Source organism: Vibrio sp. Y20_XG_PY13 (genome assembly GCF_024181925.1).
In the GTDB taxonomy this organism is placed as follows: Bacteria; Pseudomonadota; Gammaproteobacteria; order Enterobacterales; family Vibrionaceae; genus Vibrio; species Vibrio parahaemolyticus.
The window spans coordinates 73,495-95,469 of record NZ_JAMZAL010000008.1 but is presented as its reverse complement, the minus strand read 5'-3'; the positions used below and the strand labels follow the sequence as shown (position 1 = coordinate 95,469).

At 46.4% G+C, this 21,975-nt stretch carries 13 protein-coding genes; 6 read left to right on the top strand and 7 right to left on the bottom strand.

The window, feature by feature from the left end:
* Positions 1–32 precede the first annotated feature (32 nt).
* The 5 genes from NL646_RS17985 to gltB (NL646_RS17965) all read right to left on the bottom strand — a co-directional run bounded on the left by NL646_RS17985 (position 33) and on the right by gltB (NL646_RS17965) (position 12,924).
* Complete coding sequence (locus NL646_RS17985; protein ID WP_005480841.1) at positions 33–461, bottom strand: DUF1499 domain-containing protein; 429 nt, start codon at positions 459–461, stop codon at positions 33–35.
* 91 nt (positions 462–552) lie between these two features.
* On the bottom strand, positions 553–1,965 hold the full coding sequence (locus NL646_RS17980) for an FAD-dependent oxidoreductase (RefSeq protein ID WP_025610599.1): 1,413 nt from the start codon (positions 1,963–1,965) through the stop codon (positions 553–555).
* Between the two features lie 21 nt (positions 1,966–1,986).
* Complete coding sequence (gltB, locus tag NL646_RS17975) at positions 1,987–6,450, bottom strand: glutamate synthase large subunit (RefSeq protein ID WP_253664504.1); 4,464 nt, start codon at positions 6,448–6,450, stop codon at positions 1,987–1,989.
* 451 nt (positions 6,451–6,901) lie between these two features.
* Positions 6,902–8,371, bottom strand: a complete 1,470-nt coding sequence (locus tag NL646_RS17970) for a glutamate synthase subunit beta (protein ID WP_062851676.1) — start codon at positions 8,369–8,371, stop codon at positions 6,902–6,904.
* Positions 8,371–12,924, bottom strand: coding sequence for a glutamate synthase large subunit (gene gltB, locus NL646_RS17965; RefSeq protein WP_253664503.1), 4,554 nt, complete (start codon positions 12,922–12,924; stop codon positions 8,371–8,373). Before gltB (NL646_RS17965) ends, NL646_RS17970 begins: the two co-directional genes overlap by 1 nt.
* A 551-nt stretch (positions 12,925–13,475) precedes the next feature.
* Here gltB (NL646_RS17965) and NL646_RS17960 point away from each other — a divergent pair.
* The 4 genes from NL646_RS17960 to NL646_RS17945 all read left to right on the top strand — a co-directional run bounded on the left by NL646_RS17960 (position 13,476) and on the right by NL646_RS17945 (position 19,259).
* Positions 13,476–14,435, top strand: a complete 960-nt coding sequence (locus tag NL646_RS17960; protein ID WP_021450207.1) for a TIGR01212 family radical SAM protein — start codon at positions 13,476–13,478, stop codon at positions 14,433–14,435.
* A gap of 34 nt (positions 14,436–14,469) precedes the next feature.
* Entirely contained in the window at positions 14,470–16,215 is a 1,746-nt protein-coding gene (locus NL646_RS17955) for a diguanylate cyclase (RefSeq protein ID WP_253664502.1), read from the top strand.
* Between the two features lie 226 nt (positions 16,216–16,441).
* A complete protein-coding gene (gene arcB, locus NL646_RS17950; RefSeq protein WP_017449171.1) occupies positions 16,442–18,793 on the top strand; it encodes an aerobic respiration two-component sensor histidine kinase ArcB in 2,352 nt (783 codons plus the stop codon).
* 1 nt (position 18,794) lies between these two features.
* Positions 18,795–19,259 carry a DNA polymerase III subunit beta gene (locus NL646_RS17945; RefSeq protein WP_021453752.1) on the top strand — a complete coding sequence of 155 codons (465 nt, stop codon included), beginning with the start codon at positions 18,795–18,797 and terminating at the stop codon, positions 19,257–19,259.
* A 67-nt stretch (positions 19,260–19,326) separates the two neighbouring features.
* Here NL646_RS17945 and arcA read toward each other — a convergent pair whose 3' ends face one another.
* Positions 19,327–20,043, bottom strand: coding sequence for a two-component system response regulator ArcA (gene arcA, locus NL646_RS17940; protein ID WP_005479585.1), 717 nt, complete (start codon positions 20,041–20,043; stop codon positions 19,327–19,329).
* Positions 20,044–20,403: 360 nt separating this feature from the next.
* Between arcA and NL646_RS17935 the strand changes: the two genes are divergently transcribed.
* Both NL646_RS17935 and NL646_RS17930 read left to right on the top strand, forming a co-directional pair.
* On the top strand, positions 20,404–20,811 hold the full coding sequence (locus tag NL646_RS17935) for a DUF3293 domain-containing protein (RefSeq protein ID WP_017449170.1): 408 nt from the start codon (positions 20,404–20,406) through the stop codon (positions 20,809–20,811).
* Between the two features lie 53 nt (positions 20,812–20,864).
* Positions 20,865–21,347: a putative 4-hydroxy-4-methyl-2-oxoglutarate aldolase gene (locus tag NL646_RS17930; RefSeq protein WP_253664501.1), complete on the top strand. Its 483-nt coding sequence runs from the start codon at positions 20,865–20,867 to the stop codon at positions 21,345–21,347.
* Here NL646_RS17930 and NL646_RS17925 read toward each other — a convergent pair.
* The gene (locus tag NL646_RS17925; protein ID WP_005486998.1) at positions 21,344–21,814 is read right to left on the bottom strand and encodes a hypothetical protein; all 471 of its coding nucleotides are present in this window, start codon (positions 21,812–21,814) and stop codon (positions 21,344–21,346) included. The genes NL646_RS17930 and NL646_RS17925 overlap by 4 nt on opposite strands.
* Positions 21,815–21,975 lie beyond the last annotated feature (161 nt).

Here is a 21,975-nt window from a genome sequence, read left to right as displayed (position 1 = left end):
GCGAGAGTATAGCACTCCCTGTCAGCAGTTTTCTATTTGATGAGTTCTGCTTTAGAAAGTTCGGTTCGTAATTGCTCGGCCCGTTTTCGATTGACGCCAAAGTCGGAATACCCTACGCGTGATTCTGAACGCACGATCAGAGTATTCCCGTCGATCTTTAATTCGAGATCATCCACGAAGCGCATGATTTTAGATGTGCATTCAATGCGCAGATAATTGCCATCTTTCTCTGCTGTTTTAGCCCCCGATAGTTGCAGTGCTGCTTGCTCAATTGCATCCAATGTGGCGGATTCGGTGAGAGTAAAAGGTTCGAGGTGGTGTTCTTCTCGTTGGTCTTGTGTTGAAACGCAGTTAGGTTTGTTTCCACATGGGGTTTGAGTTCTATCTGGCATCGAAGTGACTCCTTGGCTGCATGCGGTTAAGCCGAGAAAAGTGATGAGCATCAGAGCGGCTTTTTTCATGAGTTTTATTCCGTAACAGAGGAATTTAATTATATGTAATAAAAGAAAAAAGGATCCAATCTTTGGATCCTTTTTGAGTGTTGGGACGACGCTATACGTCTAAGTAATCAAGAATGCCTTCTGCTGCTTTTCGTCCTTCATCAATGGCGGTTACCACTAAATCAGAACCGCGAACCGCGTCTCCCCCTGCGAAGATCTTTTCATTGCTGGTCTGATATTGAAACTCTTGGTTGTTGGGTGCTTTGATTCGTCCCCATTGATCAAGTTCTACATTGAACGGAGTAAGCCAGTTCATTTGATGAGGTTGGAAACCAAATGCCATGATGACAGCATCGGCAGGCAGTACGTGTTCACTTCCTTCTACAGGTTCTGGGCGACGGCGACCTGCGTCATCAGGCTCGCCTAAAGCAGTTTTGACCACTTTCACGCCTGAAACTTTGCCATACGCATCAACCTCAATACCTAAAGGCTGAAGGTTAAACATGAACTTCACGCCCTCTTCTTTGGCATTTTTCACTTCTCGACGGGAGCCTGGCATGTTTTCTTCATCACGACGGTAGGCACAAATCACGTTAGATGCGCCTTGACGGATCGAAGTTCGCACGCAGTCCATCGCGGTATCACCACCACCAAGCACTACGACTTTTTTGCCAGCCATATCGATAAACGGTTGGTTATGTTCTAGCTCCATAACCTTATAGGTATTGGAAATCAAAAATGGTAGGGCGTCATAAACGTCCGGCGCGTCTTCATTTTCCAAACCGGCGCGCATGTATTTGTATGTGCCCACACCTAAGAAAACCGCATCGTATTCATCAAGCAGTTCTTGCATCTGCACATCTTGGCCGACTTCCACATTCATGCGGAACTCAACGCCCATTTCGGTAAATACCCGACGACGATTTTCCATGACCCCTTTTTCCAATTTGAAAGAAGGAATACCAAAGGTAAGTAGGCCACCAATCTCTGGGTAACGGTCAAATACCACAGGTTTTACACCGTTACGAACTAAGATGTCTGCTGCTGCCAGACCAGCAGGGCCAGCGCCGATGATTGCCACCTTTTTATCCGTCCACTCCACTTTGGACATGTCAGGTTTCCAGCCCATTTCAAAGGCTTTGTCGGTGATGTACTTTTCAATGTTGCCTATCGTGACAGCACCAAAATCATCATTTAGTGTGCACGACCCCTCACACAAACGGTCTTGCGGACACACACGGCCACACACTTCAGGCAAGCTGTTGGTTTGGTGTGAAAGTTCCACCGCTTCTAAAATTCGACCTTCATTCGCCAGTTTTAGCCACTGAGGAATGTAGTTATGGACGGGGCACTTCCATTCACAATATGGGTTACCGCAATCCAAACAGCGATCGGCTTGCGCCGTTGCTTGTTGTTTCGTGAACGGCTCGTAGATTTCAACAAACTCAATCTTACGAATCTTAATTGGTTTTTTCGCCGGATCTACGCGTTGAACATCGATAAATTGGTAAACGTTCTGACTCATGATTCAAACATCCTCCATGATTTATTGGGCTTGAACGCGCAGTTCAGCAGCGCTGCGGCTTTGGTGACCAAGTAGCGTGTTTAAGTCAGCCGCTTGAGGTTTCACCAAGTAGAACTTCGGAATCCATTCGTCAAAGTTCGCCAAAATATGTTCTGCATGGCTAGAGCCAGTCTCTTCGAGATGCTCCGCAATTAGGCCGCGCAAGTGCTCTTGGTGGATGTATAGATCCGACAGTGAAATGGCTTCCACTGATTCGTTGTTTACACGACCTTGGAAGTCTTGATTTTCATCCAACACGTAAGCAAAACCGCCCGTCATACCAGCGCCGAAGTTCACTCCTGTGGCGCCAAGAATAGCCACAATGCCGCCAGTCATGTATTCACAAGCGTTATCACCCGCGCCTTCTATGACAGCGATGGTGCCAGAGTTACGAACACCAAAACGCTCTCCCGCTTTACCCGCAGCAAACAGTTTGCCTCCTGTCGCGCCGTACAAACATGTGTTACCGATAATGGTGGCTTCGTTACATTTAAATGCAGTGCCTAGGTGAGGTTTAATCGCGATTTTACCGCCTGCCATGCCTTTGCCTACGTAGTCGTTCGCATCACCAGTGAGGTAAAGCTCTACGCCGCCCGCATTCCAAACACCAAACGACTGGCCAGCCGTACCATCAAGATAGATTTTGATTGGCGAAGCTGCCAAACCTTGGTTGCCATAGCGTTTTGCTATCTCACCAGATAAACGCGCGCCAACAGAACGGTCGGTGTTGATGACGTTGTAGAAGAAACTTGCTGATTGGCTGTTTTCGACAGCATTCAAGGCATCATCAACGATTTTTTGGTTGAGTTCGGCTTTATCAAACGGTTTGTTTGGCTCCGTCCAAAATAGTGGATGACCTTCGGCTGAAATAGGAGCTTCTAAGATGTTTGATAGATCCAACTTGGTTTGCTTCGCAGTGAATCCCTCGACGGCTTCAAGTAAATCAGTACGACCAATTAAGTCTGTCAGTTTCTCTACGCCAAGTTCTGCGAGTAACTCACGTACTTCATCGGCAAGGCCAGTAAAATAGTTCATTACCATTTCTGGTAAGCCTTTAAAGTACTCTTTACGAAGGGTTTCATCTTGAGTTGCCACACCCGTTGCACAGTTGTTCAAGTGGCAAATACGTAAGAATTTACAACCCATAGCAACCATTGGTGCGGTACCAAATCCGAAGCTTTCCGCACCAAGAATCGCGGCCTTAACAACATCTAGCCCTGTTTTTAACCCGCCATCTACTTGAAGACGAATCTTATGGCGAAGGCCATTTGCAACCAGTGCTTGTTGGGTTTCTGCGAGGCCAAGTTCCCAAGGACTACCTGCGTATTTCACCGAAGTCAGTGGACTTGCGGCCGTACCGCCATCGTAACCTGAGATAGTGATGAGGTCGGCGTAAGCTTTTGCGACCCCTGTGGCTATGGTGCCAACACCAGGCTCGGAGACGAGTTTCACCGAAACCAGGGCATTCGGGTTGACTTGTTTTAGGTCGAAGATCAGCTGGGCTAAATCCTCGATCGAATAAATATCGTGATGTGGAGGAGGGGAGATTAACGTCACCCCTTGCACCGAGTAACGCAGCTTGGCGATTTCTGCCGTGACTTTGTGCCCTGGTAGCTGACCACCTTCACCAGGTTTAGCTCCTTGCGCAACCTTGATTTGCAGTACATCTGCATTGGTTAAGTAATGAGGCGTAACCCCAAAACGGCCTGATGCGATCTGCTTGATTCGCGAGTTACGCTCGGTGCCAAAACGACGAGGATCTTCACCACCTTCGCCAGAGTTAGAGTAACCACCAAGACGGTTCATCGCCGTTGCAAGTGCTTCGTGTGCCTCTGGGCTCAACGCTCCGATAGACATGGCGGCAGAATCAAAACGTTTGAACAATTTTGTTTTAGGTTCGATTCGTTCAAGTGGCAATGGCGAGTCAGATTTTTTCAGTGCCATTAGGTCACGCAACATCGCGACAGGGCGCTCGTTTACTTGTTTGGCAAAACTTTTATAATCGTTACTTTCACCAGATTTTACCGCTTTTTGCAGTGTGCCTACCACATCAGGGTTGTAGGCATGGTACTCACCGCCATGTACGTATTTGAGTAATCCACCATGTTCAATCGATTTACGTTTTGCCCACGCCTTGCGGGACAAGTTGGTTAAATCTTGTTGGAAATCATCAAAGTTTGCGCCTTCGATGCGAGTGGTTACGCCTTTAAAGCACAAGTCGACCACTTCTCGGCTCAACCCAACAGCTTCGAACAATTGTGAGCAACGGTAGGAGGCGATGGTCGAAATACCCATCTTCGACATGATTTTGTACAAGCCTTTGTTGATGCCGTACTGATAGTTTTGCATAACATCACGGTAGTCTTTATCTAGGGCACCATCGTCAATCAATTTGCCTAACGCTTCATAAGCTAGATACGGATAAACCGCCGTAGCGCCAAAACCTAGCAATACGGCAAATTGATGAGGGTCACGTGCGGTTGCGGTTTCCGCGACGATGTTGGCATCACAGCGAAGGTTGGCTGTAACTAAGCGAGTTTGCACGGCGCCGACAGCCATGGCGGCTGGAATTGGCAATTTGCCTTTAACTAATGCGCGGTCGGAAAGAACCACTAAGACGGTACCTTCTCGCACCACTTGTTCAGCTTGATCACATAAGTCATCGATCGCTTGTTTGAGATCTTTCTCTTGTGGATCGTAGTTTATGTCGAGAATGGTATTGCGGTAGTGATCGTCACCCAGCTCAAGCAACTGCTGCATGTCAGAGTAAAGTAGCACTGGAGAATCAAATGTCACTCGATGCGCGTGGCCGTCGGTTTCACAGAAGACGTTCATCTCCTGACCTATACTGGTAGCTAACGACATAACATGCTTTTCACGTAGTGGATCGATAGGCGGGTTGGTGACCTGAGCAAACTTCTGGCGGAAGTAATCGGTAACCAAACGCTCTTTCGAAGACAGTACTGCCATCGGCGTGTCATCGCCCATAGAGCCTACGGCTTCTTGACCCATATCGCCAAGTACGCGCAGAACCTGATCCACTTCTTCATTGGTCATGGCGAACTGCTTTTGATAGGTCTTAAGCAAATCTTCATCGAAGCTTCGCTCACCCACTTGATCTTCAGGTAGCTGAGAGAATGGCGTTAGTTTGCGAACGTTGTTTTCCATCCATTCGCGGTATGGGTGACGAGATTTGAGATCGTTATCGATCTCGCTTGATTGCCACAGTTTACCTTTACGAGTATCGACAACTAACAACTCACCAGGGCCAACACGACCTTTTTTCGCAACTTCGTCTGGTGCGTAATCCCAAATACCGATTTCAGAAGCCAGCGTGATCAACTTGTCTTTTGTGATCACGTAGCGAGCTGGGCGCAGACCGTTTCGGTCGAGGTTACATGCTGCGTAGCGGCCATCGGAAAGTACGATCCCTGCTGGGCCATCCCAAGGCTCCATGTGTTTGGAGTTGAAATCGTAGAAGGCTCGTAGATCGGGATCCATATCTGGGTGATTTTGCCATGCTGGTGGAACAAGCATTCGCATGGCTCGGAAGATATCCATGCCGCCGGCCAAGAAAAGATCCAACATGTTATCCAGACTTGAAGAATCCGAACCAGTCTCATTTACAAACGGAGCTGCGGTTTGTAAATCGGGCAGCAATGGGGAAGAGAATTTATAAGCACGCGCTCGGGCCCATTGGCGGTTGCCTTCAATGGTATTGATCTCACCGTTGTGAGCAAGATAACGGAACGGCTGCGCCAGTGGCCAGCGAGGTTGAGTGTTGGTTGAAAAACGCTGGTGGAACAGGCAGATAGCGGATTCCATGCGTAGATCAGCAAGATCAAGGTAGAAGCGAGGCAAATCTGCAGGCATGCACAAACCTTTGTACACCAGCACTTGCGTCGATAAGCTACAGATGTAGAAATCAGGATCCTCGGTGATCTGTTTTTCAATACGGCGACGGGCAATATAGAGACGACGTTCAATGTCGCGTTCACGCCAGCCCGCAGGAGCTGAGATAAAGACTTGCTGAATATTGGGCAGTGAGTTGGCCGCAATCGGGCCGAGTACTGCAGAATTTGTTGGAACTTCGCGCCAACCCGCAACCGTTAAGGTTTCTTGAGCGAGTTCTTTATTGACGATGTCTTTAGATAATTGAGCTTTAACCGGATCTTGGCTGAAGAAAAGTATCCCTACGGCATATTGTTTGCCTAGGTTGAAACCATTCTCTTCGGCGATAAGGCGTAAATAGGAATCGGGCTTTTGTAAAAGAAGACCACAACCATCACCTGTTTTACCATCGGCGGCAATACCACCACGGTGGGTCATTCGGTCAAGTGCAGAAATTGCTGTACGAACCAGCTTATGGCTTTGCTCGCCTTCCATATGTGCGATCAAGCCAAATCCACAGTTGTCTTTCTCAAGACTTGGATCATAAAGAGCCATTGCAATTCTCCCTTTGCTTATCTGTCATCCCGACAGATACATCAACACTGCTTACGTTGATAGTGATGACTAACTATGCGTCACTTTTATATTTTTGTGTGTATTTATTCAGTTAATTTAGAAAAATATTTAACAAAATTTGTGTGTTTTATTTTCATCAACTTCACAAGCTATAGCTTATTGTAAAAAAGGTCAAGTTATTAGTGGATAATCACGTGAATATGCGATTTACCGTTTAATTACCTAAAATAGTATAATAATTTCAATGAGATAGAAAATTGATTGTTACAAAAAAGTAACATTTGATGCTGGGAGGAATAAAAAAGACCAGCATAAAATGCTGGTCAAAAGATAAAGATTGGAAGGAATTGTTTTCTTTCTTGGTCTTTAGCCATCGATATCGCTGATGGCTAAGTGATGACTTTGAAAGAAGGAAGCGTGAATGCCCCCTTTATGCTGAAAGCATTAGCGAATTTGCTTTTGCTTCAAGGTTAGTGCCACCCATCAGGTATTCATCAATAGCACGAGCACATTCGCGACCTTCGTTGATACAACGAACCACCAAAGATTGGCCAGTACGCATATCACCTGCGGCGAATACGCCTTCTTGATTCGTCGCGAAACCTTGTGTTGCAACGTTGCCGCGATCATCGAGTGCGATATCCAGTTGAGCAAGCACGCCAGTTGGTTCTGGGTGCAGGAAGCCCATCGCTAGGAAAGCCATGTCACATGGGATCACGCGCTCGCTGCCTTCTACTTCTTTAAAGCTTGGGCGCTCGCCTGGTTTCGCATCTTCCCAAACGATATCTGCAAGACGAAGACCTGTAACTTCACCTTTGTCGTTACCGATGAACTCTTTGGTCAAGATGTTCCAGTGACGATCGACACCTTCTTCATGAGAAGTCGAAGTACGTAGGATCATTGGGTATTGAGGCCAAGGCATATTGGCTGGGCGCTTCTCTGGTGGAATCGGCATGATTTCAACTTGAGTTATGCTTGCTGCGCCGTGACGGTTTGATGTACCCACACAGTCAGAACCAGTATCACCACCACCGATTACGACAACATGTTTTCCTGCTGCGTGAATTTCTTCACCTTTTAGATCCATGTTGTTTGCTCGGCGATTGTTTTGTCCGAGGAACTGCATTGCAAAGTACACGCCTTTTAGATCGCGTCCCGGAACAGGAAGATCGCGAGGAACGGTTGAGCCACCAGTCAGCAGTACCACATCGTACTCTTGACGCAGTTGTTGCGCGTTTACACCGACACCAACGTGTTGATTTACTCTAAACTCAACGCCAGCTTCTGCCATTAGATTGATCTTACGATCAATGACTTCCATGCTCAGTTTGAAATCTGGAATACCGAAACGCAGCAGACCACCCACTTTCTCGTCACGCTCGAATACGGTCACGGTATGGCCTGCGCTGTTTAGCTGCTCGGCAGCCGCAAGACCCGCAGGGCCAGAACCAATAATAGCGACTGTTTTACCAGTGCGAGAACGCGGAGTTTTTGGTTTGGCGTATCCTTCACGGTACGCCGTTTCCACGATGGTTTTCTCGATATTACAGATAGTGATTGGGTCTTGGTTAATGCCAAGCACACATGCACTTTCACAAGGAGCGGGACAAACTCGACCAGTAAACTCCGGGAAGTTGTTGGTTGAACTTAGAATGTTCCATGCTTCTTCCCAGCTATCACGATAAACCGCATCGTTAAATTCTGGGATGATGTTGCCGATAGGGCAGCCGTTATGACAAAACGGCACACCACAATCCATACAACGAGAAGCCTGAGTATTGATTTTGCTACCAAACTCCTCGTTCAGAACGAACTCTTTGTTGTTCTTGATACGTTCAGCCGGATCGATCTTCTGTGGTAGTTCACGACCATGCTCTAAAAATCCAGTAGGCTTACCCATTACACTGCCTCCGCTTGAGTTTCATTTCCTTGAGACTGAGCCTCCTCAGCTTTACGCTTTTGAAGTACCGCTTTGTAATCGCGCGGCATCACCTTAACCATAGAGGCTAGGCTTGCTTCAAAATTGTCTAGGAAAGACTGAGCGACTTCACTTCCTGTGAATTGGACATGCTTAGTCAGCATGTCGAGTAACAGATCTCTGTCTTCTTGCTCGATTGGGTCTAGGTCAACGAGCTCTGGGTTCAGTTTTGACTCAAAGTCACCCGATTTATCCCACACGTAGGCTACGCCGCCACTCATACCTGCAGCAAAGTTACGACCTGTTGAACCAAGGATGATGGCTGCACCGCCCGTCATGTATTCACAACCGTGGTCACCGACACCTTCTACAACCACTTTCGCGCCTGAGTTACGAACACAGAAACGCTCACCTGCCATACCGCGAATGAAAGACTCACCCGAAGTTGCACCGTAGAAACATACGTTACCAACTACGATGTTGTCTTCTGCGACAATGCTCGATTTCGCGTCAGGGTAGAGCACCAAGGTACCACCAGATAAGCCTTTACCCCAGTAGTCGTTCGCGTCGCCTTCCACTTCGAACTTCACGCCCTTAGCGAGGAACGCGCCGAAAGATTGGCCCGCAGAGCCTTTGAATTTGACATTCATTGGTTGAGGTAGACCTTGGTCTTTGTACACTTTCGAAATTTCGTTAGACAGCATGGTTCCGACAGAGCGGTCTGTGTTAACGATAGGGAAGTCAGCACTTACTGCTTCACCTTTTTCTAGAGCTGGAATTGCGGCTTGAATCAGCTTACGGTCTAGTACTGCTTCAAGGTTGTGGTTCTGCTGCGCTTGGTTAAACACGCCATCAGCTTCGCGAGGCTGTTCAACATGAAGTACAGGGGATAGATCCAGGTTCTTGTATTTCCAATGAGAAACGTCTTGGCGAACTTTCAGTTTTTGACCTTGCCCTACCATCTCATCGATAGTGCGGAAGCCAAGTTCAGCCATGATTTCTCGCAGACCTTGGGCCATGTATTGGAAGAAGGTTACGACGTCTTCTACGCGACCATCAAAGCGCTCGCGAAGTGTTTTGTTCTGAGTCGCGATACCAACAGGACAGGTGTTCTTATGACACTTACGCATCATGATACAGCCTTCAACCACCAATGCGGCGGTTGCTACGCCCCATTCTTCTGCACCTAGTAGTGTTGCGACTGCAAGGTCACGAGGTGTCTTCATCTGACCATCTGCTTGAACAACGATACGGTTACGTAGGCCGTTCTTCAGTAGCGTTTGGTGGGTTTCTGCCAAGCCCAGTTCCCAAGGAAGACCAGTATGACGGATTGAAGACATTGGGGACGCACCCGTACCGCCATCGAAACCTGCGATAAGCACTACGTCCGCTTTTGCTTTCGCAACACCAGAAGCGATCGTACCTACGCCCGCTTCCGATACCAGTTTCACGTTTACACGACCCGCGCGGTTGGCGTTCTTCAAGTCGTAGATCAGCTGAGCCAAATCTTCGATTGAGTAGATATCGTGGTGTGGCGGTGGTGAGATCAGACCGACGCCTGGAGTCGAGTGACGAGTGGCACCGATCCAGTCATCCACTTTATCACCAGGTAGCTGACCACCTTCACCCGGTTTCGCACCTTGAGCCATCTTGATTTGAAGTTCTTCAGCGTTAGTCAGGTAGTAAGACGTCACACCGAAACGACCAGAAGCCACCTGTTTGATTGCAGAGCGTTCCCAATCACCATTTTCTTTGCGCTCAAAGCGCATTGGGTCTTCACCACCTTCACCTGAGTTGGACTTCGCGCCTAAGCGGTTCATCGCAACTGCCAGTGTTGAGTGCGCTTCATAAGAGATCGAACCAAACGACATTGCACCTGTCGCGAAGCGTTTCACGATGCTTTCGATTGGTTCTACTTCATCGATAGAGATAGAGCCCGCAGGGTTCTTGATGAATTCCAGTTGGCTACGTAGCGTTACCGCGTTGTCACCTTGTTTATCGACGGCACTCGCATACTGCTTGAACTGCTCGTAATCTTTGTTGCGAGTTGATTGCTGGAGTAGAGAGATGGTTTCTGGGTTAAATAGGTGTTTCTCACCACGTTGTTTCCACTGGTAAACACCGCCCACATCCAGCATTTGAATTGGGATTTCGCGTTGTGGGTAACCTATGCGGTGGCGGATCAACACTTCTTTCGCGATGTCATCCAGAGTCAAACCTTGGATGCGAGAAACCGTACCAGTGAAGTATTTGTCTACCACTGACTTGTGGATACCCAATGCTTCGAAGATTTGCGCACCATGGTACGACTGCAGAGTTGAGATACCCATCTTCGAGAAGATCTTCAGAAGACCGCCATTGATCGCTTTACGGTAGTTGTTGAACAGATCGCGAGGGTTCGCTTCTGGATCCAACTTCTTAGTGCGTTGAAGTTCAATGATGGTTTCAATCACTAGGTAAGGGTTAACCGCATTTGCACCGTAACCAAGTAGCGTTGCAAAGTGGTGCGTTTCACGCGCGTCACCAGTTTCAACCACGATGTCACACTTCGCACGTAGACCTTTACGGATCAAATGGTGATGTACTGCACCAACTGCCAGCATTGCTGGGATCGCTGCGTGGTTTGAGTTCACTGCACGGTCAGTTAGAAGGATGATTGAGTAACCATCGATAACCGCATCTTCGGCGTATTGGCAGATACGTTTTAGCGCGCGCTCAAGTTTGCCTTGGTCTTCACTGGCTTGGAATACGATATCCAGCGTTTTGGCTTGCAGGTGCTCGTTATCGATCGCACGCAGCTTTTCAAGCTCAGAGTTAGCCAGAACTGGCGATTCCAATTCCACTTTCTGACAGTGAAGTGGCGTTTCAGTCAGAAGGTTTTGGTCTTTACCCAAGTAAGTATTCAGCGACATTACCATACGCTCACGGATCGGGTCGATCGGTGGGTTGGTTACCTGCGCAAACAACTGCTTGAAGTAGTTTGAAAGATGTTGCGACTGGTGTGACAGCACGGCCAGCGGCCAGTCAGCACCCATTGCAGATAGCGGTTCTTTACCTTCATTTGCCATTGGAACGATGATTTCGTTCACTTCTTCAGTACTTACGCCAAACGCTTGTTGACGGTGTAGAAGATGTTCTGGCTTAGGTTGGCTGAACTGGTTGCTCGCATCAGGCAGCTTCTTCAAGCTCAGTAGGTTTTCTTCTACCCACTTCTCGTAAGGTTGTGCCGTTGCGATGGTGTCTTTCACTTCTTCATCAGAAATGATGCGACCTTGCTCTAGATCCGCAACGAAGATACGACCTGGTTGCAGACGACCACGGAACTCTACGTTCTCTGGTGCAATATCCACTACGCCAGATTCTGATGCCATGACTAGGAAGTTATCTTTGGTCACTGTGTAGCGAGAAGGGCGTAGACCGTTGCGGTCGAGCGTTGCACCTACTTGAACACCATCGGTAAAACAGACAGATGCCGGGCCATCCCACGGTTCCATAATGTTTGCGTGGTACTGGTAAAACGCGCGACGCTTAGGATCCATGTTTTTATTTTCTTGCCATGCTTCAGGGATCATCATCATTAAGGCATGTGGCAGACTACGACCAGAAAGAACTAGGAGCTCAAGTGCCATATCAAAGTTTGATGAATCCGAGCTGCCTTCCTGACAGATAGGAAGAAGCATGTCGATTTCAGCCTGAGTAAACAGATCTGATTCTAGGATCGCTTCACGGGCTTTCATCCAGTTCAAGTTACCGCGAACTGTGTTGATTTCACCGTTGTGAGCGATGTAACGGAAAGGCTGTGCAAGACGCCATTTCGGGAAGGTATTGGTAGAGAAACGAGAGTGTACCAGTGCCAGAGCGGTCACCATGGTCGGGTTTTGCAGATCAAGGAAGTACTGAGGCACTTGCTCGGTCGTTAACTGACCTTTGTACACCAATGTCTTGTAAGACATTGAGTTAATGTAGAAGTCGTCACTAATGTTCGAAACGCTTTCTAGGCAAACGCGTACGGTGTAATTACGAAGTACGTAAAGTTTGCGTTCTAGCTCTTCAGGTGTGATGCCAGGACCGCCGGAGATAAACACGTGCTCAAATTGAGGCTCTGTGCTTAGAGGGTCGGCACCAATCATGGAGTTGTCGGTTGGTAATACGCGGTAGCCGATGACTTCGAGATCTAAGCGTTTGGCATTACGCTCTAAAATGTCACGGCATTGTTCGCGTTTGTATTCGTCTTTTGGGAAAAGAACGACACCAACGCCATACTTTTCAAACGAAGGCAGTTTAATGCCTAGTTTAACGGCCTCTTCTAATAGGAATTCATGAGGTTTTTGCAACAAAATACCCGCACCGTCACCGCTGCATGGGTCACAACCTTGACCGCCACGGTGTTCCATGCGAGCCAGCATATCCAATGCTTGAGTCACAACTTCATGAGATTTACGGTTTTTAAGGTGAGCAACAAAACCGATACCACAAGCGTCATGCTCCAATTCCGGAGTGTATAGACCCTGTGAATTTTGCTCTCTATCTACCATAGATACATCCTTCCAGTTCAATGCGACGCAAAGGTACGAGGCAGACCGAAGTTGCCTTGTGACACATGATGCGTCTTGTCCTTTATATTTATTATCGCCACCAGTCGAGGTTGACTGGTCTTGATTCCTTTCCGTATCTCGCAGGAAAAGTATTGCGAGAAAAACAATCCTTGGTGATATCCCTTTATTTATTCTCACTATTTAGTGATTTATATAGGTGGGAGTGGGATAACACCGACAATTCCCGCTGTGCGTGCTGTAATAAAAGTCACAAAAAATGCGGGGTTGTGTAAGTATCCTACAATTTTGTTACTTCGGATTGCAATGAAAAGTCGCCTCTGTGACCCAATTTTTTCGTTTAAATATGCATTTTTAGTTTAACATTTACGCAACATGACGCTTTTTTGTCTGTATTTATGCAAGTTTATTGATTTCACACCGATTGGGCGTTGTTTGAATTGAGTAATATTGTTTGTTTTTTCTTGCAGGGATGTAATTTAGTTACATAAATCGTAGTGAGATTTATTACGGTTTACTATTGGTGAGAATCTATGCAGTTACATGAGTTGGTCAATACACTAGGCCAAGATCTTCAGCGTCGTTACGGCGAAAAAGTCCATAAGCTGACTTTACATGGTGGCTTTAGTTGCCCAAACCGCGACGGCACGATTGGCCGAGGTGGTTGTACATTTTGCAATGTGGCTTCGTTTGCTGACGAAGAAGTACAAATCAAAAGTATTCATGAACAGTTGAAAGATCGTGCTGGGGAAATCCATCGAGCGAAGAAATATCTGGCGTATTTTCAGGCTTACACCAGTACTTATGCAGAAGTACAAGTACTGAAAAATATGTATGAAGAAGCGCTCAAAGCTGCTGATATTGTGGGTTTGTGTGTGGGAACTCGCCCAGACTGTGTGCCTGACTCGGTATTGGATTTGCTGTCAGATTATGTAAACCAAGGTTATGAAATTTGGCTCGAGCTAGGTCTTCAAACTGCAAATAACGATACGCTCAAACGAATCAACCGCGGACATGATTTTGAATGTTATGCGGAGATCACTCAGCGAGCTCGAGCCTTAGGGATCAAAGTTTGTACTCATTTGATTGTTGGATTACCGAAAGAAACCCGCGACGATAATATTGAAACGCTGCAAAAAGTGTTGGCCGTGGGCACTGATGGCATCAAGTTACATGGCCTGCATATTGTGGAAGGCAGTACGATGGCGAAAGCTTGGAGAGCTGGTAGATTAGAAGCTCCTGAATTGGAAGAATATGTTGCGATTGCCAGTGAAATGATTCGTATGACGCCCGCTGATGTTGTGTTTCATCGTGTCTCTTCCGCAGCTCGTCGCCCAACGTTGTTGTCCCCGCTTTGGTGTGAAAACCGTTGGTTAGCCATGACTGAAATTGGTCGCGCATTAAATAAAGATGGCGCTCAAGGCAGCTTAATAGGAAAGCCTTTTATCTACACGAAGCCGGAATTAAAAGCAGATTGCTCAATAAATAACTGATATATTTTTAGCAGTTTGCTTTATAGGTGGAAAAATGGATCAGTTACTTAATTGGCTTTGGAATGGGCAGGAGAGTTATGGATATATTGTCCTGCTATCGATAGTCAGTGCGATTGCGATAGCACTTATCTACTTTCGTTTCCAAAACGCACTTAAGCAGCTTATTACTGATTCGCCTTATCCAGTGCTGGTGCTAGATGCCAGCCATGGACAAATCCTTCTTTCGAATCAAGCAGCGATGCAGTTGCTTGGCATTCGCTCACTGGGTACAGGCTTTTTGTACCCAGCCTTGTTTGAGCTTCACAAACTCTCTTCGTTGTTTGATAGCTTTTCCAGTCGCTATTTCCGTCACCAAGTCTTTGATTGGCGTTTATCTGAAAACGAATCCATTAAGGTTGAATTGTCCGGCCGAAAGAGTTTGCTACGTGGTCATCGTGTTTGGATCATGTACGCGCAACCTTATCAAGTCACTTTACAAGAGCAGCAGCAAGAGTTGGCGCAGTTAGAGATGGCTCGCTCAGCGCTAGATTCGCTGTCCGAGTTGATCTGCTTGCAAGATTGCCAAGGTAACTTATTGACGACGAATCGTGCCTTTGACCAGTTTTGGGAGGGGCGACGAGAAGAAGCCATCACTGCAACGGCGAGCCGAGTCGCTACCCGTAAAAGTGAACGCAAATGGACGACGGACACGCAAGGTCGCAGCTGCTTGCTTGAAGTGAATTTAAGCTCGTTAGTATCGCCAAGTGGTGAGCTACTCGGAACGTTGTCTATTAGTCACGATGTGACGGAATGGCATAAGATTCAGCAGAACTTACGTGATGAAATGGAACGTCGAAAAGATACTGAAGTCGCCTTGGCTCAGCGTGACACCATTCTTCAAACAATCTTAGATGCAAGCCCTGACTCTATCGGTATTTTTAATGAGAACATGGTGTACCAAGCGTGCAATAAGCCATTTGTAAACGCTTTAGGTATATCTGAAGTTTCTGATTTGATTGGTAAGCGTCTTCAAGATGTCATTCCCGTTGAAATGTACACGCGGTTGGAAACGAGCGACCTACACGCTCTACGACAAGCCGAACCGGTAAGGTACATCGATAAGGTCGTGAGTAGTGATGGCCATATTACGTGGTTTGATGTGGTGAAATCGCCGTTTAAAGACAAGGCATCGGGTACGAATGGCGTTCTTATCATGGCGCGTGATATTTCAGAGCGTTATCTCGCCGAGCAAAAACTTGAACAAGCGAACCTTGAACTTGAGAAATTGAGCTTTATGGACAGCTTGACGCAAGTGGCAAATAGACGCCGATTTGATGAACGTCTTCATGTACTTTGGTATCACCATATTCGTGAAAAATTGCCTTTGACTATCATGTTGTGCGACATCGACTTCTTTAAAGATTACAACGACTGTTACGGGCACCAACAAGGCGACGAGGCGTTGATTCGTGTCGCGGCGGTCTTCAAGCAAGTGGTCAACCGTTCTTCAGACTGCGTGGCTCGATACGGTGGTGAAGAATTTGGTTTTATCTTGCCAAACACGACAACAGAAGGCGCAGAGCAAGTCGCTCAACGCATTCATCAACAGATTAGACAGCTTGATATGGAGCACGGTAGTTCGGAAGCTTCAGAACACCTCAGTGTGAGTATCGGCTTTGTTTCTTACGTTCCTCAGCATGGTGATGAGCCTGAAATGGGCATCGCTATGGCCGACAGTGCGCTATACCAGGCCAAAGCCGATGGCCGTAATCGCACCTGCATCCACCCTAGTTCCTTCTAGCGCTTTGTGACCGCTTGCTCTAAGTTGATAGCAAGCGGTTTAAATCACCGTATTAAACACGTTAAACTGCTTATACCTTGTGTTCTCGTCTGTGATCCTATGATTCTCGCCAGTTCATCAAGGTGAATGCCTCAAAATCAAACAGACCTAAATTGCGTTAGGCCTTGTACATCTGCCCGTTTTCAATATGTCGGGTTGATAGCTTGCTTGTGCCATGGAGTAGTGAATGAAGCCCATGAAAAATCTCGCCCAGTACTATGTAGACTTACTGGTGAAACTAGGGATTGTCCGTTTTTCAATTTTGTTAGCCCTAGCGCTGGTGGCACTTGCTGTCGTCGTACAGGTTGGTATCACTTTGGCTCTCAAAGGGCGCGTCGATGATATCGACATCGTACGTTCCGTTTTCTTTGGTTTGTTAATCACGCCTTGGGCCGTTTACTTCCTATCTGTGGTGGTAGATCAGTTAGAAGAGTCTCGTCAACGATTGACGAAGCTGGTTTCTAAATTGAAAGACATGCGTTCACGTGACCAAGAACTGAACTTCCAACTACAGCAGAACATCGAAAAGCTCAATCTAGAGATTGAAGAGCGGATTAAAGCGGAAGAAGCGCGTGAAGAGGCGATGCAGGATCTAGAAAATGAGGTTTTCCAGCGTGAGCGAACGCAATTAGAGTTAGCAGAGCGTACCGCTTTATTACGTTCATTCATCGATGCGTCACCTGATTTGATTTATTACCGTAATGCTGATGGCGTCTTCTCCGGTTGTAACCGAGCGATGGAAGAGTTAACGGGCAAGAAGGAGCATCAACTTGTCGGCTTGAGCCCGTGGGATGTCTACAGTAAAGAAATTGCGCAGCCAATCGTAGATACCGACCAAAAAGTCTTTAGCGACAACCAAGCGATCACTTACGAGCAATGGTTGGAATACCCTGATGGGCGGAAACACTATTTTGAATTGCGCAAAGTACCATTTTATAGCAAAGACGGTCGCCACTTGGGGTTGGTTGGTTTTGGGCGAGACATCACTGAGCGTAAGCGTCACGAAGAATCTCTAGAAAAAGCCAGCCGAGATAAAACGACGTTTATCTCCACAATTAGCCATGAACTTCGCACACCGTTAAACGGCATTGTTGGCTTGAGTCGAATGTTGCTTGATAGCCCGCTGACGGAAGAGCAGCGTAAGCACATGCAGACGATCAACGTGAGTGCGATTACGTTGGGGAATATCTTCAATGACATCATCGATATGGACAAATTCGATCGTCGCAAGCTTGAACTGTTACCTGCGCCATTGAACTTTGAAGACTTTGTCGCCGAGATAGAGAGTATTTCGGCGCTCATGGCGGAACAAAAAGGACTGCGTTTCGACTTAGAACGTTTGAGTGACTTACCAAAAGCGATCGAGGTGGATGCGACCCGTTTACGCCAGGTGATTTGGAACCTAGTGAGCAACGCGATGAAGTTCACCAAAGAAGGTGGCGTTGTAATGACAGTCAGCGCTGATGTCGAAGAAGACTTCGCGACCATTATTATGGAAGTCGAAGACACCGGCATCGGTATTCCTGAAGCTGAACTGGATAAGATTTTTGCTATGTATTATCAAGTTAAGTCGGGCAAAGACAACTTGCATGCGGTAGGTACAGGCATTGGGTTAGCGGTTTCGAAACAACTGATCAATATGATGGATGGGGACATTACGGTCACAAGTGAAGAAGGCTTTGGTAGTACTTTTACTGTGTCGATTCACGTTCCTATTGTTGAACTCGAAGAGCCGGTAATCGATGCGAAGCGCGACAATGTGCATCTCAACATCTTTATGGTTGAAGACATTGAACTTAACGTGACGGTGGCTAAGTCGCTGCTAGAAAGTTTGGGGCATTCCGTGACGGTCGCGATGACTGGGGAAGAAGCGTTAGTCAACTTTGTGCCGGACCAATACGACCTTGCGCTGTTGGACATTCAACTGCCAGACATGACAGGGTTTGATGTGGCGAAGTACTACCGTGAGCATTATGACCACTTGCCTCCGTTGGTGGCGTTAACGGCGAACGTGATGAAAGATCGTCGAGAGTACTTAGAAAATGGAATGGATGACGCAATCAGTAAACCATTAGCTGTGCATGCTATTCAGTCAGTGATAGATAAGTTCTTTGTTGATCGAGTCGATAAACCCGCGGTGATTGTTAAGCCTGAAGTCAAGGAAGAAGCGGCGCCTTCTCCTGTGATTGAGACACATCTACTGGATCTGGATATGCTAGAGTCTTATGTGGATATTGTCGGCGTTAAACCCGTGTACGACAGCATCAAGATGTTTGAAGACATGATGCCAGATTACATTGAGGTATTAGACTCAAACATGACCGCAAAAGATCAGGATGGCATTGTTTCTGAAGCGCATAAAATCAAAGGTGCGGCAGGATCTATTGGTCTTAAACGTATCCAAAGCGTTGCTCAAAAAGCGCAATCCCCGGATATGCCGGCATGGTGGGAAAATATTTCTGACTGGGTCGAAGAGATAAAGAATGAATACCAAAACGATATTCAGGTACTCAAAAGTTGGTTAGATCAAAGGAAATAACATGAAGAAACTTGCACCCGTAGCCTTACTTATTGCATCGCTCGTAGGTTGTAGTTCTGTTCCTCAAGTGAACTGGCAACAAGGCAGCCAAATTACGATGAATCAGGTGAATATTGAACTAAAGAGCAATCTTTGGGTGAACTTAATGCCTGCGATTGAGGAAGAACCTGTGCAAGACGTTCAAGAGTTGAGTATTCAAGGTGCTTTGTATCTGGAAGGCGACAAACAGCTGCCTGCGAATTTGACTGCTGAGGCTCTGATTATAAAGCAGGGTACTACCGAGTGGATGATTGATGGTGGGGACTTGGAAACTCGCACTCACAGCGAAAATCAGTGGGAAGTGACGTTTACTTGGCAAGTTGAAGCCGATACAGATAAATCCGTCGATTTGGCGTTGCTGCTTGATGATGCGGGTAAACAACGTTGGCTTGTTGAAAAGCACGTGAAGATAAACAAGGTTTATTAGTTTTTTTCTCGCATAGAAAAAGGGCTTGCTCCAATGAGCAAGCCCTTCGTATTTCTAGCAGACTGAATTAGTCTTCTAAGTCACCACAGAAGCGGTAGCCTTCACCGTGGATAGTCGCGATGATTTCTGGCGTACCAGATACTGATTCGAAGTGTTTACGAATACGGCGAATCGTTACGTCGACAGTACGGTCATGTGGTTTAAGCTCACGGCCAGTCATCTTCTTAAGAAGATCAGCACGTGTTTGGATCTTACCTGGGTTCTCACAGAAGTGCAGAAGTGCACGGAATTCAGAACGAGGCAGCTTGTAGCTATCGCCAGCAGGGCTCACTAGTGAGCGGCTGTTAATATCTAGCACCCAACCGTTGAATTCGTATTTTTCTACTGAGCGCTTTTCTTCTTGAACTGCGTTAGTGCTCATTGAGCGGCTTAGCAGGTTGCGCGCACGAATAGTCAATTCACGTGGGTTGAATGGTTTTGTGATGTAGTCATCAGCACCAATTTCAAGACCTAGGATCTTGTCTACTTCATTGTCGCGGCCTGTCAGGAACATCAGAGCGATGTTCGCTTGCTCACGTAGTTCACGTGCTAACAGTAGACCATTCTTGCCTGGAAGATTAATGTCCATAATGACCAAGTTGATAGAGTTGTCAGACAACACTTGGTGCATCTCTTCACCGTCACTGGCTTCAAAAACAGCGTATCCCTCTGCTTCAAAAATACTCTTAAGAGTGTTACGAGTTACTTGCTCATCTTCTACGATAAGAATCTGCGGGGTTTGCATTGGCGGTACCTAAATTTGTGACAAAATTGTGCTAATAGAATAAATTCTAGGCAAAAATATAACATACAGGTAATGTGATTTTGATAATAAATCAAGTTGATCAAAAAAACACTTCTTTCAGCTATCCGCCTTCCTTGGAATTTTGCCAACTCACCAGTATCCAATGGCGACGTTTATTCTATAGGGCTTGTTTACCTTTCAGTTCCTTGCTTTGCAGGGCATGAAACGTAAACACCCTAAGATATGGAGCGGATTTTATATTGTTAACAGCATGCTAACAATGCTCAAATGTTAATTCCATTCAGTTTGTTGATTTACATCAATTGATGAAATGTAACTGTTATTAATCGTTTAAGAGTTATGATAGAAAAAAGTAATACGAACATAGATGTATCGTTATGGAATGCTTATTCAGAATCTTTTTTTCATTTTGAAGCTGAATGGCATACGTCAAGTTATGCGGTGATAACTGCTTGGAACCCCTACAGTAATTTGCGGTCAAAGAAAGAGAACTGCATAAGTAATCAAGAGTTGGAAAAACAACTTAAACACGCGAATTACGTGCTCGTTAACGTAGGTGATCGCAGCTTTGAATGGTGCGAAGAGAGTTTTGCGGCGGATATATCATTAGAAGAGGCTGTGCGATTGGCAAAAGCGTTTCAACAAAATGCCATTTACTATGTGATAGATGGTGATCTTTACTTAGTTGCGTGCGCGGCACCGAGCAAAAAACATTGGCTAGGAAAAATTAACGACAGGCTCGTATAACAGGATATCTCTCGTTGGGGTTATGCCCGAGCGAGCAAATTCACGGAGGAAATATGAGAGACATAACACCAGATATTTGTGATCAATTTGAAGACCAAGTGACGTTGCTAAATTTACCGCTACAGAACTTTGGTCAACGTACCGCCTTTCATGGCGAAATTGTCACAGTGCGTTGCTATCACGATAATTCTAAAGTACGTGAAGTTCTAGAACAGGATGGCACTGGCAAAGTCTTGATTGTTGATGGACACGCTTCCTGCCAAAAAGCGCTGCTTGGTGACCAGCTGGCGATACTCGGTATCGAAAATGGTTGGGAAGGTATCATCGTGTACGGAGCAGTGCGTGATGTGGCACAAATGTCGCAAATGGACATAGGAGTGCAAGCGCTGGGTACATGCCCGTTTAAAACGGAAAAGCGTGGTGTGGGTGAAGTCAACGTGACGTTAACGATGCTGAACCAAATTGTTCAACCAAAACATCATGTTTATGCCGATTGGAATGGGGTGTTGATTTCAAAAGAAGCACTCGATTTTTAGAATCGGAAACCTAAACCTACCTCAAAGCCTTGTTGCCAATCTTGGTAATCCAACGTCGCGTGAATGTCTAACTTATCGGTAATTTTCACGCGGCTAGAAAGTTCAGCAGCGAGGCTACTGTCTTCGGTTTGAATGCCGTTGCTATTCTCAGATTTGTAAGATCTTACGGTACTTTTTACGGTGACACGATCATTGAAGTGGTAGCTGATCCCGCTGAGAAAGCCGCTTTGGTTTTGAGTCGGAGAGTTATTGACTCGCGCGCCTACATAAAGGTCAACAGAATCAAAAAGTTCATAGGCGTAGCCACCATCAATATTCCATACATCAAAGCTGTCGGTTTGGTAACTTTCGCTTGAGATAAACAGTTTGTGAGGAGACGCGCTTGTTTTCCCTGGAAGGGGAGGGAGATCGTTAGCAAAAGAAACGCCAGACACTGAAAACAGTAACAGAAAAAGCCATTTTTTCATGTCCACCACTCCTTGTGTCTAACTTTTTTATTAGTATCTGCTAAAAGCTTCTCACTATTAAAGCATAGAATATGAAAGCCAACACATCTATTTTCTAAATAATTCGATCCTAGGAACATTGATCACAGTTAAGTTGTTGTTAACTAGAAACAACACCGTCT

Coding starts and splice junctions, on each gene's coding strand:
- NL646_RS17985 (WP_005480841.1), bottom strand. CDS start 461: ATGAAAAAAGCCGCTCTGATGCTCATCACTTTTCTCGGCTTAACCGCA.
- NL646_RS17980 (WP_025610599.1), bottom strand. CDS start 1,965: ATGAGTCAGAACGTTTACCAATTTATCGATGTTCAACGCGTAGATCCG.
- gltB (WP_253664504.1), bottom strand. CDS start 6,450: ATGGCTCTTTATGATCCAAGTCTTGAGAAAGACAACTGTGGATTTGGC.
- NL646_RS17970 (WP_062851676.1), bottom strand. CDS start 8,371: ATGGGTAAGCCTACTGGATTTTTAGAGCATGGTCGTGAACTACCACAG.
- gltB (WP_253664503.1), bottom strand. CDS start 12,924: ATGGTAGATAGAGAGCAAAATTCACAGGGTCTATACACTCCGGAATTG.
- NL646_RS17960 (WP_021450207.1), top strand. CDS start 13,476: ATGCAGTTACATGAGTTGGTCAATACACTAGGCCAAGATCTTCAGCGT.
- NL646_RS17955 (WP_253664502.1), top strand. CDS start 14,470: ATGGATCAGTTACTTAATTGGCTTTGGAATGGGCAGGAGAGTTATGGA.
- arcB (WP_017449171.1), top strand. CDS start 16,442: ATGAAGCCCATGAAAAATCTCGCCCAGTACTATGTAGACTTACTGGTG.
- NL646_RS17945 (WP_021453752.1), top strand. CDS start 18,795: ATGAAGAAACTTGCACCCGTAGCCTTACTTATTGCATCGCTCGTAGGT.
- arcA (WP_005479585.1), bottom strand. CDS start 20,043: ATGCAAACCCCGCAGATTCTTATCGTAGAAGATGAGCAAGTAACTCGT.
- NL646_RS17935 (WP_017449170.1), top strand. CDS start 20,404: ATGATAGAAAAAAGTAATACGAACATAGATGTATCGTTATGGAATGCT.
- NL646_RS17930 (WP_253664501.1), top strand. CDS start 20,865: ATGAGAGACATAACACCAGATATTTGTGATCAATTTGAAGACCAAGTG.
- NL646_RS17925 (WP_005486998.1), bottom strand. CDS start 21,814: ATGAAAAAATGGCTTTTTCTGTTACTGTTTTCAGTGTCTGGCGTTTCT.